Source organism: Falsiroseomonas selenitidurans, assembly GCF_012103215.1.
Classification (GTDB): domain Bacteria; phylum Pseudomonadota; class Alphaproteobacteria; order Acetobacterales; family Acetobacteraceae; genus Falsiroseomonas; species Falsiroseomonas selenitidurans.
The window spans coordinates 1-704 of record NZ_JAAVNE010000140.1 but is presented as its reverse complement, the minus strand read 5'-3'; the positions used below and the strand labels follow the sequence as shown (position 1 = coordinate 704).

Genomic DNA, 704 nt, shown 5'->3' with positions numbered 1-704 from the left:
GACGACATTCCGATCATCCACGGCTCGGCGCTGTGCACGCTGGAAGACAAGCAGCCGGAGATCGGGGAGCAGGCGGTGCTGAAGCTGATGGAGGCGGTGGACGCCTACATCCCGCAGCCGGCGCGTGCGCTGGACCGGCCGTTCCTGATGCCGGTGGAAGACGTGTTCAGCATCTCGGGTCGCGGCACGGTGGTGACGGGCCGGGTGGAGCGCGGGATCGTCAAGGTTGGCGAGGAAATCGAGATCGTCGGCCTGAAGAACACGGTGAAGTCGGTGGTGACGGGCGTGGAGATGTTCCGCAAGCTGCTGGACAGCGGGCAGGCGGGCGACAACATCGGGGCGCTGCTGCGCGGCATCAAGCGCGAGGATGTGGAGCGCGGGCAGGTGCTGGCGGCGCCGGGCTCGATCACGCCGCATACCGGGTTCAAGGCGGAAGCCTACATCCTGACGAAGGAGGAAGGCGGTCGCCACACGCCGTTCTTCACGAACTACCGGCCGCAATTCTACTTCCGGACCACGGACGTGACCGGGATCGTGAAGCTGCCGGAAGGCGTGGAGATGGTGATGCCGGGCGACAACGTGGCGATGGACGTGGAGCTGATCGCGCCGATCGCGATGGATGAGGGCCTGCGGTTTGCGATCCGCGAAGGCGGCCGCACCGTCGGCGCCGGCGTCGTCGCCAAGATCGTCAAGTAACGCGACGA

The 704-nt window shown here is 66.6% G+C and carries 1 protein-coding gene; it reads left to right on the top strand.

The window, feature by feature from the left end; genetic code table 11:
• On the top strand, positions 1 to 696 hold a 696-nt coding region (locus HEQ75_RS27745; RefSeq protein WP_268887825.1), incomplete at its 5' end, for an EF-Tu C-terminal domain-related protein.
• Positions 697 to 704: the final 8 nt, after the last annotated feature.